Source organism: uncultured Streptococcus sp., assembly GCF_963456385.1.
Taxonomy (GTDB): Bacteria; Bacillota; Bacilli; order Lactobacillales; family Streptococcaceae; genus Streptococcus.
On sequence record NZ_CAUOLF010000002.1, the window covers coordinates 1 to 14,553 of the forward strand.

The following is a 14,553-nucleotide window of genomic DNA, read 5'->3' on the forward strand; positions in this document are numbered from 1 at the left end:
ATACGCAATCATTAAAACTGGCGGAAAACAAGTTAAAGTTGAAGTTGGTCAAGCAATCTACGTTGAAAAGTTGAACGCTGAAGCTGGTCAAGATGTTACTTTTGACGAAGTTGTTCTTGTTGGTGGTGAAAACACTGTTGTCGGAACTCCGCTTGTTGCTGGAGCTTCTGTTGTCGGAACTGTTGAAAAACAAGGCAAGCAAAAGAAGGTTGTTACTTACAAGTACAAACCTAAAAAAGGCAGCCATCGTAAACAAGGTCACCGTCAACCATATACAAAAGTTGTCATCAACGCTATCAACGCTTAATTTTAAGGAGATTAAATGATACACGCAGTCTTTGAAAGAGCCGAAGATGGCGAACTGAGGCGTGCAGAAATCACAGGTCACGCCGCGAGTGGTGAATACGGCTATGATGTCGTGTGTGCGTCTGTTTCGACGCTCGCCATTAATTTTGTCAATTCAGTTGAGAAATTCGCAGGCTACGAACCGACCTTAGAATTAAACGAAGATGAAGGTGGATTCTTACGGGTTGAAATCCCGACAGGTATTGCACCGATCCAAAGAGAAATGACTCAACTTTTCTTTGAATCATTTTTCCTAGGAATGGCAAACTTATCGGAGGACTCATCTGAGTTCGTCCAAACCAGAGTTATCACAGAAAACTAACACGGAGGAAAAACATTATGTTAAAAATGAATCTTGCTAATTTGCAACTATTCGCCCACAAAAAAGGTGGAGGTTCTACATCTAACGGACGCGATTCACAAGCGAAACGTCTGGGAGCTAAAGCAGCTGACGGTCAAACCGTAACAGGCGGCTCAATCCTTTACCGTCAACGTGGCACTCACATCCATGCAGGTGTTAACGTTGGCCGCGGCGGAGATGATACTTTGTTCGCAAAAGTTGAAGGCGTAGTACGCTTTGAACGCAAAGGACGCGATAAGAAACAAGTTTCTGTTTACCCAATCGCTAAATAATTAATAAGAAATCCCCATGCTCAATATCCGAGCATGGGGATTTCTTATTAGAGACGGCACGATAAAGCATTTATTAATTCATGATGATGCTCATCAATTTTATCATACAAACTCTGATAATATTCTAAAATTTTAATTTTTAGACTAATAAATATTTGAAATCGCTTGCACTTCCTATTTTTTTATGTTATTCTATATAAAATAGATGCAATCATGTTTCTAAATCTAAAAAGACAAGGAGAAATTATGGAAAAAGAATCATTTAAACTTCCAGGCTTTTCATTGTACAAATTGAAAGTTGGATTAGCATCAGCAACTCTTCTATTTGCCTTTTCACAAGCTTCGCATGTTTTTGCAGACCAGGTTGGTACACCACCTTCATCAAGCGGTATAGCAAAAACTGAAGCAGTAAGCTCTCCGATTGAAGCTGCTGGTGCTGAAATTGCTGCTGATACGACGAAACCTGTTGTTGAAGAATCTACAGCGAAACCAGGAGATTTGATCGATGTCTCAAAAAATGTTTCACCTGTTGATGTCAAAGAAAGTCAAGAAGGCAATCAAACAGTCCGTGTAGAAACGTCGACTGTTGATGTTACAAAGACAGAAGTGGCTCCGGCAAAGGTTGATAAGGCGCCAGAGCCAATAACTAGACGTACTGAAAATACTTTATCTGGCACAGATGAAAATGGGAATTCCTATACGCAGTATGAGCGAGTAGATAAGACTACAACTATTACCTACACCTCAACGCCACCAACTGTGACAAAAGCTGGTTCAGCTGATATTGTATTTGTTGTCGACCGTTCAGGATCCATGGGTGGCACAATTGATATTGTTCGTGCAAATATTAATGAATTTGTGCGAAATATTACTAAAGAGGGGATTACAGCACGTTTTGGCTTGGCAACATTTAGTGATGAAGTCTACGGCCGTAATTCTGGCAGCAAAGATGAAGATACGGTTCTAACACGGTTTGGGTCATCTTATTTTACAACTGATCCGGCTGAGCTCGAAAAAGCGTTAGCTGCGATTCGTATAGCGAGTGGAGGAGATACTCCAGAAACACCAACTCCTGCCCTGAACCAGATTATTTCGACCTATGATTGGTCTAAGTCATCTAAAAATAAGAAATTCGTCGTTTTATTAACAGATGCTGAAATGAAAGAAGACCCTTCAATTCCAACGGTTGCTGATACACTTGCGGCTTTGAAAGCTGCTGGTATAGAAAGAACCGTAGCAACGGTAAAATCGATTGAGGGAATTTACAAAAATTTTGCAACAGAAGGCAGAGTGCTTGATATCGAAAATAACCTAGCTGATGCTCTAACAAAAGGAACCACTTCATGGATTGTTGAAAGTGTCAATGAAGCTCGTTACTATAAAATCATAAAAGATAGTTATCAATTCTATCTTGAGCGTCGTACTACAATGCCTATATCTACCGTCTACCATGTTCAGGCACCAACACTTTTGGCCAAATCTGAACAGACTCTTCCTAAAACAGGAAGTAGCGAAAAGGCAGTCTATAGTGTTGTGGGGCTTGGTTTGCTTCTGGCTGGCTTGGGGCTAGATATTAGTGTAAGAAAATCAAAAGAACAATAACCATCTGCTTATAAAAAATGAATTTTCTATTTGAGTGATTTTGAATAAAATAAATACCAGAAACGAAGACATACGTCCTCATTTCTGGTATTTTTCGTTATGGTGTAACTTCTTCGTCTTTTATATTGACAACGCCATGCCAATTAGTATAATAGGTCTTTCCTTTGTAGTCGAAAGAACCTTGCCTCAAAAGATCGCCATACTCGGTAAAGTAATAATAGTACTTGCCAATCTTATAAAGTCCGTTTTTATAAGGTGTCCCATCTTCTCCAAAGTAATAAGTATATTCAGAGTAACTAACAAATCTGTTTTTGACCATTTCTCCGTAAGAATCAAAGAAGTATTGCTTGCCGTCTACACTGTAAAGATTGATGACCCTTCGTCCTTTTTCGTCAAAATAATAGACTTTACCTGTTGGGCTAGTATAGAAGGAGTTTTTTAGATTCGTCGGAATTTGTTCTCCTGGATCATCCCGAACTTCGTATATAGATCTATTAGGATCAAGTGCATAGTATTTACCCTTGTAAAGAACGATTCTATTTCTAATCCTTTCACCAGTTTCTTCATCAATAACGCTAGGATAATCATTCTTAGGTGCTTCCGGAACCTTGATAGGTCCTGGATCATCAAAGATAGTAGGGTCGTCCTCAATGTCTGGTACACTAGGATCGTAAATACCAACTTCACGTCTAGAAGCCCAGTCAGGGATTGACTTGTTCTCTGCTCGAACTGTTCCGGTGGAAATCAAAGCAGCGGCCAAAGTTGCAGCAGAAGCGAGGGAAAGCCCCAGCCAGTAGCGTCGGTTGAACATTGTTTTGGTGTTCTTTTCTTGTCTCATAGCAAATCCTTTCTATGCAACTGTTAGTATAAGATTAAAGAATCTCATTTTTAACGGTTAGGTTATGTTGTTTCTATAAAATTATACCTCTGTAACATTTCTATAATATTGTAATACTATTTCATTTTTATAGAGATTATATTACTAATTGGTGATAAAAACGAACAATCATTAGATAATAAGTAAACGTTTACAAACATCGTTTTTTATGCTATTATTATAGGGATGAAAGGAGAATGCCTATGATGAAAAGGTATAAATTACTATTGGCGCTTGCCTTGTCATTACTGGTTTTTTGGCCATTGGGAGCCATAAAGGCAGATACGGCTAATCAGCCGCCGGAATCTGCTAACCAGTCTGAACAAATAAGTGCTGCTGTTGCAACGGACTCTTCTGATAGCGGTGCAGGGGCTAGGGGCACGCCAAGTCAGGATAGTCAGATTGCTGCAAAAGCTCTGCCGGTCTCTGATGCTTCGGCAGTTGCAGCTACTGAAGCAGATGCTTCAAGTCAAGCTGCTAACACGGGGAATTTGTTAGAAGATTCTGCCAAACCAGCGACAGCTCAGTCTGCAGAAGTTTCCTCTGCTACCAATCAGGGGCAGGGTCAGGCAGCAAGTGATGCCCCTTCGGCTTCTAAGAGAGTGCAGGAGCTTGTGGCGGATATGACAGTTCGTCAGAAGATTACCCAGATGCTGATGCCGGACTTCAGAAAATGGCAGCAAGAGGGCCAAGCCTCCCAGTCAGATATGACGGAGCTTAATAAAGAAGTGGCAGAAGCGGTTGATAAATACGATTTTGGTGGTGTCATTCTCTTTGCTGAGAATGTGAAAGGAACTGCTCAAACCTTAGTCTTGACGCAGGCCCTGCAGCAAGCAGCTATCAATAACCAAGCTAATAATGGCAAGTTGCCGCTCTTGCTCGCGATTGACCAAGAAGGTGGTATTGTCTATCGCTTGGGCAGTGGGACTGCTCTTCCTGGCAACATGGCAGTTGGTGCGACGCGTGATCCAGAATTGGCTAATCAAGCTGGTCAAATTATTGGACGGGAGCTTTCTGCTCTAGGTTTGAATGTCAACTTTGCTCCTGTTTTTGATACAAATAACAATCCGCAGAATCCAGTTATTGGTTTACGGTCCTTCTCTTCAGAACCTAAGGTTGTTGCTCGTTTGGGAACGGCTATGATGGAGGGGATTCAGAAATACAATGTCGCAGTAGCGGCTAAGCATTTCCCTGGTCATGGTGATACGGCGGTAGATTCTCACACTGGTCTGCCTCTGGTAGATAAGTCCTATGCGGAGCTCGAAGCCTTGGAGTTGCTTCCATTCAAGGCTGCCATTGACAAAAATGCTGATATGCTGATGACAGCCCATATTCAGTATCCTCAGATCGAAAAAGACACGGTTATATCTAAGCAAACTGGGGAAACCATTTATATCCCTGCTACCTTGTCAGATGATATTATCACCGGCATTGTTCGTAAAAAGTTCGGCTACAAGGGTGTAGTAGTATCTGATGCTATGGGAATGGATGCGATTGCTAAGAACTTCGGAGAATCTGAAGCAGCTATCATGGCAATCAAGTCAGGTGTAGATGTGGTGCTGATGCCAACTGTCTTACGTAGTAAGAGTGATTTAGCTAAAATCGATAAGATTATCAATGATATTGAGCTAGCGGTTCAGAGAGGCGATATTCCAGTCAGCAGATTGAATGAGTCTGTGACCCGCATCTTGAACTTAAAAGAAAAACGGGGTATTTTAGACTTTGACCCATCTGAGCGAACTCAGGCTAAGGCTGAAGCAACTGTTGGCTCAGAGATAAACAGAGATACCGAGAGAAAAATCGCTGCTAGTGCAGTGACGGTAGTTAAAAACGACGATACTGTTCTGCCTTTTAAGGTCAAATCTGGCGACAGGATTTTGCTGTTAGCGGCTTATGATGATGAAGTGCCTGGACTAGAGCTGGGTATCAAGCGTCTGAAAGCTGACGGAGTGATTCCAGCAGGTGTCACATACGAAGCGCTGAACTACAGCAAAACAACTAAGTTGGAAGATTTGAAAGAAAAGATTGACCAAGCGACACACCTTGTCCTGATTTCTGAAATTGGACGGCAATCTCAACTAGCCGGCGATTTCTGGTTGACAAGAGTTCCGACAGAAGTCGTGGACTATGCAAATGCAAGTGGAAAGCAAGCAGCTGTCATGAGCATTTCTAAACCGTATGATGTAGCAAATTATCCTAATGCCAAGGCTATTGTAGCAGTTTATGGAAACAAGGGAATGGATCCAACCGAGTCTCTGAAGCCGGATAATGCCTTCGGCCCTAATATCCCAGCTGGTGTGGAAGTCATTTTTAACGGTCAAAAACATGTTGGAACGCTACCAGTAAATGTGCCGCGTATCAAGGATGGCATCATGTCAGAGACAGAGGTAGCCTATCCTATCGGGCATGGTCTCTTTTATACCGATCCAGTTAAGGATATCAAAGTCAATGTTCCTACATCTGCTCAGCTAGATCAGCTTTTTACAGCTGCCGTTACCCTGAGTGGACTAAACGGTCTAGAAAAAAATAACTACCGCCTTGCCCTTAAGATGGATACTCAGCACTTCAGCATTCTCCCTAGTCCAGATTATACCATCTCTGGTGATACTGTTTTGATTTCTAAAAAAGCCAACGATACCAATCCGATTGAAATTGGCTTGAAAGGCTTAGTAGAAGGCCAGTTCAGTCCAGTGCTTTCCCTAACCTTGATTGATAGTCAAGACAGAGAATTCAGCATGGGAGAAGGTAATTACAGGGAGCTTGTTCAGATTACTGAAGCTAGGCAGAGTATCATGGCTCCAGGTCAACAAAATCCTCCGCAGTTGAGTTTGCGTTCTGTTGAACCTGTAAGTCCTCGTCGGCAACTAAGTCAGCAGGCTCCGCAGGTAAGTCAGCTTCCGAAAACAGGAGACAGCAGCAGTTTGTTCTTAGTCTTGCTGGGTGCCTTGTTCTTGTTTGGAATTGTCTATCTGTATGGCTTATCATACCGAAGACTATAAGAAATAAAAATGAGAATACAGCAGTAATGCTTTCGTAGCTTTACTTATTCTTGATAAAATAAGAAAAAGGAAGAATCCGAGACAACTTTGCAGTAAAAGCGGATTCTTCCTTTTTTATTTAGAAATTTGCAGAAATGCAGTAACAAAAAGCCTTGTGAGCTTGCTAAAAGAATCCACCCTTAGATATTTTACTCAACTGTCATCGGTTTACTATTTACTTTTTATACGTTTTTTGGTATAATAGTTCATGTTATAAAATATAACATCAAAGGAGGTTCTATCCATGAAAGCATCTAAATGGCTGATTGCGACTGGAGTTGCACTGAGTGCCGGGCTATTGCTGACGGCTTGTAGCCAATCTTCATCTAGCACAAATAATTATACTTACGTTTATAGTTCAGACCCTGACAGCTTGAACTATCTTGCTACAAACCGTGCAACGACAAATGATGTCATTTCCAACCTGGTTGATGGACTTTTTGAAAATGACGAGTACGGAAATCTGGTTCCCTCTATCGCGAAGTCATGGACAGTTTCCAAGGATGGTCTGACCTATACTTATAAGCTGCGTGATGATGCTAAATGGTACACATCCGATGGTGAAGAATATGCAGAAGTAAAAGCCCAGGACTTTGTGACTGGCTTGAAGTATGCAGCGGATGAAAATTCAGAAGCTATTTATCTAGTTCAGGACTCTGTGAAGGGCTTGGATGCTTATATCAAGGGTGAAGATAAGAATTTCGACAATGTTGGTGTCAAGGCTATTGATGACCACACCCTGCAATACACTCTGGCTCGCCCTGAGCCTTACTGGAACTCTAAAACAACCAGCACGATTCTCTTCCCAGTCAATGAAGAGTTTCTGAAAGCAGAAGGAAGCAATTTTGGCTCTGTTAAGCCTTCTAGCATCCTCTATAATGGTCCTTACTTGCTCAAGTCTCTGACTTCCAAGTCTGTGATGGAATTTGTCAAAAATCCAAATTACTACGACAAAGACAATGTCACTCTGGATAGCATTAAGTTGACCTACTATGATGGAAATGATCAGGAAGCACTGATTCGTAACTTCAGCGATGGCGTTTACAGCACAGCTCGTCTCTATCCAAATAGCTCAGGTTTTGCTTCAGTCAAGAAGAAATACGCGGACAATATCGTATACAGCCCGCAGGATTCTACTTCTTATTACTATAATTTCAACTACAACCGTCAATCCTACAATCATACTTCTAAAACAACAGATGCTCAAAAATCTGCGACCAACGAAGCAATCATGAACAAAGACTTCCGTCAGGCTATCAACTTTGCCTTTGACCGTACATCTTATGGTGCGCAAGGAAATGGTGAAGATGGAGCGACTAAGGTCTTGAGAAATACCTTGGTACCACCTAGCTTTGTCCAAATTGGCGACAAGGATTTTGGAACTGTTGTTGGGGAAAAATTAGTTAATTATGGCAGCCAATGGCAAGGAATTGACCTCTCTGACGCTCAAGATCCTTACTATAATCCTGAAAAAGCTAAGGCGAAATTTGCAGAAGCTAAGCAAGCCTTGCAAGCTAAGGGAGTAGAATTCCCGATTCACTTAGATATGCCAGTGGATCAGTCTAGCACCATTGGCGTTCAATGGGCTAGCTCAACCAAGCAGTCTATCGAATCGGCTCTTGGAGCGGAAAATGTCGTCATTGACCTGCAAAAGATGAGCACAGACGATCTTAATAATATCACCTATTTCGCTAACTCTGCTGCTCAGAAAGACTATGATATGTCTACTGGTGGTTGGACTGGTGACTACCAAGATCCATCTACCTACCTTGATACTCTCAATATCAAGAACGGCGGAAGCTTGCAAAACTTTGGTTTTGAACCAGGTCAAGACAATGATAAGATTAAAGAGTTAGGCTTGGATACATATACTAAGATGCTGGAAGAAGCCAATGCTGAAACCAACGATGTGCAGCTGCGTTACGAGAAGTATGCAGAAGCGGAAGCTTGGTTGCTAGATAGCGGCTTGATTATCCCGACTGTTTCACAAGGTGCAACACCGTCGGTTACTAAATCAGTGCCATTTACAAAGGCCTACTCACCAGTTGGTGTTAAAGGTTCAGCATACAACTTCAAGCTGACTCAACTTCAGAAGGATGTTGTAACGACCAAAGAATACGAAGCAGCTAAGAAAAAATGGAAAGAAGAAGCTACTGCGGCAAATAAAAAGGCCCAGGAAGAACTTGCTGACCACGTTGAAAAATAAAAAAACAATTAACTAAGCGAGATTGGGGCTGGATTTTTCCAGTCCCTTTTTGAATGACTTGACAGGGCTATTCGTGGTAGAATAGAAAGAAATACTGGAAAGAAGTGAGACAGATGCAGATAAGTATTTATAATGCATTACCTGAGAAAGGAAAGCAGTCATTGTTTGAATTAGTTCAAGAGTGTAATAAGGCAGACGGAGGCTATCGACTGCCCTATCTGGATAATAATTATAATGCAGTTCCTGAAATGCCAGCCTTCTTCTTGGCTGAGATGGATGGCCGGACCATCGGCTTTTTATCTGTCTACGCGGATGAACCTGGCCAAGCAGAGGTGTCTCTCTATGTTCTACCATCGTATCGGCGTCAGGGTGTGGCTAATCAGCTTCTGGCTGCTTTTGCAAAAGTAGCTGATAAGTATGATTTGACCGAGATTGAGTATATAGCGGAGCTGGCCTTTTTGAACGCTCATCCCGATTTTGCTCGGAGATTTGATTACCAAGAGGATGAAGCAGAAATCTGGCTAGCGCAGCCTGCTCAAACTTTTCCTCTGGAAGAAAGAGAAGGGATAGAGGTCTTGCAGGGAAGTTTGGACTTGGCAGAAGAGATTGCAACTTTCCAATCCCAAGTCTTTGAGACACCGCTGGATGTTGCCTTGAAATACGCGCAAGAATCCATGGACAGTGGCTCCAGTCTGCTTTACATCTTGAAGAAAGATGGTAGAGTTGTAGCTTCTGTGTCTGTTGATACGGATTTTGGGACCAATTATTTCTTTGGCTTGGCGGTTGATCAAGATTTTCAGGGGCAGGGGCTAGGAAGCTATCTCTTACTTGCAAGTATGCAGGATTTGAATAAGCTCAATGGACAGGAGTTTCAGATTGTCGTAGAAAAGCAGAATAGCCGAGCTTTGAAACTCTATAAAAAGCTAGGCTTCAAAGAGATGACAGAGGTTGTCTATCTAAAAGAAAAATAGCAAATGTTTCTCAGATTGCTCATTAACTTCAAAGGAGAAACCGGCTTCTTACAGCTGGTTTCTTTTGTTCTGCCTTGGTTTATGGTATAATGAGACGATATGTAAAGAAGGAAAATGTTATGAATATTCAACAATTGCGTTATGTGGTCGCCATTGCTAACAGTGGGACCTTTCGAGAAGCCGCGGAAAAAATGTATGTCAGCCAGCCTAGTCTGTCTATCTCTGTCCGTGATCTGGAAAAAGAGCTGGGCTTCAAGATTTTTCGTCGGACCAGCAGCGGTACTTTTCTGACTCGCCGAGGAATGGAGTTTTACGAGAAAGCTCAAGACTTGGTCAAGGGCTTTGATGTCTTCCAAAACCAATATGCCAATCCTGAGGAAGAGCGAGATGAGTTCTCAATTGCCAGTCAGCACTATGATTTTCTGCCTCCTTTGATTACCCAATTTTCTCAGACCTATCCAGAGTATAAGAACTTCCGAATTTTTGAGTCAACAACCGTACAGATTCTGGACGAAGTAGCGCAGGGCCATAGTGAAATCGGCATTATCTACCTCAATAATCAAAATACCAAGGGCATTATGCAGCGGGTGGAAAAGCTAGGCTTGGAAGTAGTAGAGCTGATTCCTTTTCAGACTCACATTTATCTGCGAGAAGATCATCCTCTGACACAAAAGGAAGAGCTGGTCATGGAAGATTTAGCGGCCTTGCCGACTGTTCGCTTCACTCAGGAAAAGGACGAGTATCTCTATTATTCAGAGAATTTTGTGGATACCAGTGCCAGCTCGCAGATGTTTAATGTGACGGACCGTGCGACTTTGAATGGGATTTTGGAGCGAACTGATGCTTATGCGACTGGATCTGGCTTTTTGGACAGCAATAGTGTAAATGGTATTACTGTCATCAAGCTTCGCGACAACTTGGACAACCACATGGTCTATGTCAAGCGTGAAGATGTGGAACTGACTCAGGTCGGAGAAGACTTTGTATCAGTTATGAAAGAGTATTTTGCACAGAAAAAATAAAGTATGAAAAGAAAAATTATTATTCCTTTTGCAGTCTTGATTCTTATTGCTGTGGATCAGCTGGTCAAGTTATATATTGTCAGCGATTTTAAGCTGGGGCAGGTCAAGAGTTTCATTCCGCATCTGGTGAGTCTGACCTATCTCCAGAATACCGGTGCAGCCTTCTCCATGCTGGAAAATCAGCAATGGCTCTTTACTTTGGTGACATTTTTTGTCATCGGCGGAGCTGTTTATTACCTCATCAAGCACCTCCATGCCTCAAAGTGGATGCTGGCCGGGCTGACCTTGGTGATTGCTGGCGGTTTGGGAAACTTTATTGACCGGATACGCCAAGGTTTTGTCGTGGACATGTTTCAGTTAGATTTTATCAATTTTGCTATTTTTAATGTAGCGGATATGTATCTGACCCTTGGTGTAGCTATTTTACTGCTGATGATTTTGAAGGAAGAAAAAGATGGAAGTAAGAATTGAGGCTTCAGTAGCTGGTCAGCGATTGGACAAGGCAGTTGCTGAGCTGACAGACCTATCGCGGAGTTTGGCTAATGAGCAGATTAAGGACGGCAGGATTTTGGTCAATGGACAAGCCAAAAAAGCCAAATATGCGGTCAAAGAAGGCGATGTCATCTCCTATGAGCTGCCTGAGCCGGAAGTGGTTGAGTATGTAGCTGAAGATATTCCGCTAGAAATCGTCTATCAAGATGAGGATGTGGCAGTCGTCAATAAACCGCAGGGAATGGTGGTCCATCCTTCTGCAGGCCATACTAGCGGCACACTAGTCAACGCCCTTATGTATCACATCCAAGACCTGTCTGGCATCAACGGTGTCCTCCGGCCGGGGATTGTCCATCGGATTGATAAGGACACTTCTGGGCTTCTGATGATTGCTAAGAATGACCAAGCCCATGTGGCTCTGGCTGATGAGCTCAAGGATAAGAAATCCCTGCGCAAGTATTGGGCTATTGTTCATGGAAATCTGCCTAATGACCGTGGAGTGATTGAAGCACCGATTGGCCGCAGCGAAAAAGACCGCAAGAAGCAGGCTGTGACGGCGAAAGGAAAGCCAGCTCTGACGCGTTTCCAAGTCTTGGAACGTTTTGGTGATTATAGCTTGGTTGAGCTTCAACTGGAAACAGGCCGAACCCATCAGATTCGCGTTCACATGGCCTACATTGGACATCCTGTGGCTGGTGATGAGGTCTATGGACCGCGCAAGACTTTAAAAGGACATGGCCAATTTCTGCACGCACGAACACTGGGCTTCACCCATCCTCGAACTGGTGAAGTGCTGGAATTTACAGCTGAAGTGCCAGCCATTTTCCAAGAAACCTTAGAAAAATTGCGACAAGATTAGTCAGGTCCATTCATTATTAAAATACAATTTTTCTCAGACCGCCTCAATCGCGGTCATTTTTATTTTACGTAAATCGTGGTATAATAAGACAATCTAGCAGTGAAGGAAAAGGAAATGAAAGCAAAGCGAATCGTATTTAAGGTGGGGACTTCATCATTGACAAACGCAGATGGCAGTCTGTCACGCGCCAAGGTAAAGGAAATTACTCGGCAGTTGGCTCTCTTGCATGAGGCGGGACATGAGTTGATATTGGTCTCATCAGGAGCTATTGCGGCAGGTTTTTCTTCTCTAGGCTTTAAAAAGCGACCGACCAAGGTGGCGGACAAACAGGCTTCAGCTGCGGTTGGACAGGGGTTGCTTTTGGAGGAATATACAACCAATCTTCTTTTGAAACAAATCATTTCTGCTCAGATTCTTTTGACACAGGATGATTTTGCAGATAAGCGGCGTTACAAGAATGCCCATCAAGCCTTATCTGTCTTGCTGAATCGCGGCGCTATTCCCATCATCAATGAAAATGACACGGTGGCTATTGAGGAGCTCAAGGTCGGGGATAATGATACACTGAGTGCGCAGGTAGCGGCTATGGTTCAGGCAGACCTCTTGGTGCTTCTGACAGATGTAGACGGACTGTACACAGCCAATCCTTCTATAAATCCAGATGCTCGTCGACTTGAAAAGATTGAGAAGATTAGCTCTGAGCTGATTTATATGGCAGGCGGTGCAGGAACGAGCAACGGAACTGGCGGCATGCTGACAAAGATTAAGGCTGCAACGCTGGCGACCATGTCCGGAGTTCCGGTCTATATCTGCTCCTCGCTCAAGACTGATGCTCTGCTGGAAGCTGCTGAGGAAACCAAGGATGGCAGCCTCTTTTTAGCCCAGGAAAAAGGTCTAAAAACGCAGAAGCAATGGCTGGCTTTCTATGCTAAAAGTCAAGGTGAAATCTATGTAGACCAAGGAGCAGCCAACGCTCTCAGAAACAATGGGAAAAGTTTGTTGGTATCCGGTCTTGTATCTGTATCGGGCAGCTTTGCCTATCAGGATACGGTGACCGTTTATGAAGAAGGCACCGGAGTTATTCTTGGTAAAGGGCGCGTGCGTTTTGGCAAATCGTCTCTTAAAGATATGCTCAAGTCAAATAAACCTAAGGGTGTTGTGATTCATCGGGATGATTGGATTTCTCTGACACCGGAGTTGAATGATTTATTTGCAGAATTTTAGAAGACGAGGAAAGGAGAGGCTATGACCTCAACACAAGCAATTTTTGAAAAGGTTCAGAAAGTCAAGAAGACAATCAATACGGCCACAACGGCTGAGAAAAACCATGCTTTGGAAGAAATGGCAAAGCAGCTCTGGCTTTCTCGTGCTGACATTTTAGCAGCCAATGAATCGGATATGACCGCAGCTAAAGGTAAGATTTCAGATGTGATGCTGGATCGCCTCTATCTGGATGAGGAACGAATTGCTGCCATGGCAGAGGGTATTCGTCAGCTGATTGACTTGGAGGATCCCGTAGGGCAAGTTTTGGAAAGAACCGAGCTTGAGAACGGCCTTGTCATCAGTAAACAGCGGGTGGCTATGGGCGTGATTGGGATTATCTACGAAAGTCGGCCTAACGTCACCTCTGACGCTGCGGCTCTGGCTCTAAAGAGTGGCAGCGCAGTCGTCCTTAGAAGCGGCAAGGATGCCTATCAGACTGCGCTAGCTATTGTCACAGCGTTGAAAAAAGGCTTAGCTCAGACGGAGATTTCGCCGGATTGTATCCAGTTGGTTTCTGATACCAACCGGGCTTCCGCCCAGGCTATGATGAAGGCTAAGGGATATCTGGATTTGCTCATTCCTCGTGGTGGTGCGGGACTGATTCAGGCGGTCGTGGAAAATGCGACTGTGCCTGTTATCGAGACAGGTACTGGAATTGTCCATGTCTATGTAGATAAGGATGCTGATCAAGACAAGGCTTTGGCCATTATTGAGAATGCCAAGACCAGTCGCCCTTCTGTCTGCAATGCCATGGAGGTACTGCTGGTTCATGAAGAGATTGCAGCTGAATTTTTACCACGTTTGCAGAAGATGCTGGTGACTGATCGTGATGCTGTACAAGAAAAAGCTGTTGAATTACGTTTGGATGAGAAAGCAGCTCAGTATATATCAGGCTTGCAAGCTAAACAAGAAGATTTTGAAACCGAATTTTTAGACTATATCTTAGCGGTCAAGCTGGTGCCTTCGCTAGAAGAAGCGGTGGAGCATATTGAGGCTCACAGCACCCATCACTCAGATGCCATTGTGACGGAGAACGATGCAGCGGCAGCTTACTTTACAGAGCAGGTGGATAGCGCAGCAGTTTATGTCAATGCCTCAACCCGCTTTACAGATGGCGGTCAATTTGGTCTTGGCTGCGAAATGGGGATTTCTACTCAAAAACTGCATGCCAGAGGTCCTATGGGACTGAAAGAGTTGACCAGCTATAAGTATGTCATTCAGGGTATTGGTCAAGTGAGGAAATAA

General features: G+C 43.3%; 13 protein-coding genes. 12 read left to right on the forward strand and 1 reads right to left on the reverse strand.

Features of this window, described 5'->3' with window-relative positions:
* The 4 genes from rplU to RP262_RS00900 form a co-directional block, all read left to right on the forward strand.
* On the forward strand, positions 1 to 307 hold a 307-nt coding region (gene rplU / locus RP262_RS00885; RefSeq protein WP_311153988.1), incomplete at its 5' end, for a 50S ribosomal protein L21.
* A 15-nt stretch (positions 308 to 322) separates the two neighbouring features.
* Positions 323 to 667 carry a ribosomal-processing cysteine protease Prp gene (locus tag RP262_RS00890; protein WP_311153989.1) on the forward strand — a complete coding sequence of 115 codons (345 nt, stop codon included), beginning with the start codon at positions 323 to 325 and terminating at the stop codon, positions 665 to 667.
* Positions 668 to 684: 17 nt separating this feature from the next.
* On the forward strand, positions 685 to 978 hold the full coding sequence (gene rpmA / locus RP262_RS00895; protein WP_002895619.1) for a 50S ribosomal protein L27: 294 nt from the start codon (positions 685 to 687) through the stop codon (positions 976 to 978).
* A gap of 246 nt (positions 979 to 1,224) precedes the next feature.
* Positions 1,225 to 2,580 carry a vWA domain-containing protein gene (locus tag RP262_RS00900; RefSeq protein WP_311153990.1) on the forward strand — a complete coding sequence of 452 codons (1,356 nt, stop codon included), beginning with the start codon at positions 1,225 to 1,227 and terminating at the stop codon, positions 2,578 to 2,580.
* A 97-nt stretch (positions 2,581 to 2,677) separates the two neighbouring features.
* On the opposite strand, the gene RP262_RS00905 is transcribed toward RP262_RS00900, so the two are convergent.
* A complete protein-coding gene (locus tag RP262_RS00905; protein ID WP_002909852.1) occupies positions 2,678 to 3,418 on the reverse strand; it encodes a hypothetical protein in 741 nt (246 codons plus the stop codon).
* A gap of 236 nt (positions 3,419 to 3,654) precedes the next feature.
* On the opposite strand from RP262_RS00905, the gene RP262_RS00910 reads away from it, so the two are divergent.
* The 8 genes from RP262_RS00910 (at position 3,655) to RP262_RS00945 (ending at position 14,553) form a co-directional block, all read left to right on the forward strand.
* A complete protein-coding gene (locus RP262_RS00910) occupies positions 3,655 to 6,456 on the forward strand; it encodes a glycoside hydrolase family 3 N-terminal domain-containing protein (protein WP_311153991.1) in 2,802 nt (933 codons plus the stop codon).
* Between the two features lie 283 nt (positions 6,457 to 6,739).
* Positions 6,740 to 8,701: a peptide ABC transporter substrate-binding protein gene (locus RP262_RS00915; protein ID WP_311153992.1), complete on the forward strand. Its 1,962-nt coding sequence runs from the start codon at positions 6,740 to 6,742 to the stop codon at positions 8,699 to 8,701.
* Positions 8,702 to 8,814: 113 nt separating this feature from the next.
* Complete coding sequence (locus RP262_RS00920) at positions 8,815 to 9,672, forward strand: GNAT family N-acetyltransferase (protein ID WP_311153993.1); 858 nt, start codon at positions 8,815 to 8,817, stop codon at positions 9,670 to 9,672.
* Positions 9,673 to 9,791: 119 nt separating this feature from the next.
* Positions 9,792 to 10,694 (forward strand): LysR family transcriptional regulator, encoded by a 903-nt coding sequence (locus RP262_RS00925; protein ID WP_268684020.1) that lies wholly within the window; start codon positions 9,792 to 9,794, stop codon positions 10,692 to 10,694.
* A gap of 3 nt (positions 10,695 to 10,697) precedes the next feature.
* Positions 10,698 to 11,165: a signal peptidase II gene (lspA, locus tag RP262_RS00930; protein WP_311153994.1), complete on the forward strand. Its 468-nt coding sequence runs from the start codon at positions 10,698 to 10,700 to the stop codon at positions 11,163 to 11,165.
* A complete protein-coding gene (locus tag RP262_RS00935; protein WP_311153995.1) occupies positions 11,149 to 12,045 on the forward strand; it encodes an RluA family pseudouridine synthase in 897 nt (298 codons plus the stop codon). The genes lspA and RP262_RS00935 overlap by 17 nt, the downstream gene beginning before the upstream one ends.
* A gap of 114 nt (positions 12,046 to 12,159) precedes the next feature.
* Positions 12,160 to 13,269 (forward strand): glutamate 5-kinase, encoded by a 1,110-nt coding sequence (proB, locus tag RP262_RS00940; protein WP_311153996.1) that lies wholly within the window; start codon positions 12,160 to 12,162, stop codon positions 13,267 to 13,269.
* Between the two features lie 21 nt (positions 13,270 to 13,290).
* Positions 13,291 to 14,553: a glutamate-5-semialdehyde dehydrogenase gene (locus RP262_RS00945; RefSeq protein WP_311153997.1), complete on the forward strand. Its 1,263-nt coding sequence runs from the start codon at positions 13,291 to 13,293 to the stop codon at positions 14,551 to 14,553.